General features: G+C 69.1%; 1 protein-coding gene and 1 pseudogene. One reads left to right on the top strand and one right to left on the bottom strand.

The window, feature by feature from the left end:
* A pseudogene (locus BGO15_RS12365) lies at positions 1 to 390 on the bottom strand (VOC family protein); the annotation flags it as partial.
* Positions 391 to 536: 146 nt separating this feature from the next.
* Here BGO15_RS12365 and BGO15_RS12360 point away from each other — a divergent pair.
* Positions 537 to 1134, top strand: a 598-nt coding sequence (locus BGO15_RS12360; RefSeq protein ID WP_286748405.1) for a LysR family transcriptional regulator, incomplete at its 3' end; no start/stop codon positions are given.

The raw sequence follows: 1134 nt of genomic DNA, 5'->3' as shown, positions 1-1134 counted from the left end.
CGAGGCCACGTGCGGCTCGGCGCCGTGCCGCTCGACGTCCCAGTGCAGCGTCATCGGGTGCCCCCATGGGCCGACGAAGCGGTAGGCGCGCCCGATGGCGAAGCCGTCGAACCACTCGCCCTGCACTCCGGCCGCCTCGATCCGCTGGACGGCCTCCTCGAGCGCCTCGGCGCTGGAAGTGCGCCACGCCATCGTCTCGAGCGACGGCTCGTCGCCCGGCACCACGACGACGCTGTAGCGGTAGTAGTCGCCCCAGCAGCGCAGGTAGACGCGGCCGCCGTCGCGCGCGACCTCGGTGAGGCCCACCTCGGTCTTGTAGAACTCCACCGACGCCTCGACATCCGGCGACGTGATCGCCACGAAGGAGAGGTGGGAGAGAAGCGTGATCATCATCGATCCTTTCGGGTCCGCCCGCGAAGGGCTCGCTGTCCAGCCTCGGTGGTCCATCGATATCCAGGAAGCGGATCATGGATATACTCGAAATAGATCTTGTTTATGGGATGCCTCCGCTCTGCCACCGTCGAAAGGGCGCCGTCGTGACCGACCGACCTCTCCTGTCCCGTCTGGATCTGAACCTGCTCGTGTCGCTGGATGCACTGCTGACCGAGCGGAGCGTGACGCGGGCTGCCGAACAGCTCCACCTGAGCCAGCCCGCCCTGAGCGCGTCGCTCGCGCGCCTGCGCCGGCACTTCGACGATCCGCTGCTCGTGCGACGCGGCAACAGCTACGAGCTCACGGCTCTCGCCACCCGCCTGGCGGTCCACACCAGCACGGCCCTCGAGTCCGCGCGGCGCGTCTTCGAGAGCCAGACGGCGTGGGTCCCCGCCCAGTCCGAACGCGAGTTCTCGATCTACGGCTCCGACTACGGATTCGTCACGGTGGGCGCGATCGCGTCGCGCCTCGCCGAGGAGCGCGCGCCCGGCGTCCGCCTCCGCTTCCTCCTGCACACCCCGTCGATCGTGGAGGACGCCGTCACCAAGCTGCGCTCGGCGGACGGCATGATCATCCCGCACGGCCCCCTCAGCGATCTGCCGCACCAGGACCTCTGGAACGACGACTGGATGGCCCTCGTCGCCGAGGAATCCGCCGTCGGCGAGGTGCTGACGATGGAGGAGATGGCCGCCCACCCGTGGG

The sequence above is a fragment of the Microbacterium sp. 71-23 genome, from assembly GCF_001897265.1.
In the GTDB taxonomy this organism is placed as follows: Bacteria; Actinomycetota; Actinomycetes; order Actinomycetales; family Microbacteriaceae; genus Microbacterium; species Microbacterium ginsengisoli.
Note: the sequence above shows the minus strand (reverse complement) of the source record. Positions and strands in the feature narration are given on the sequence as shown.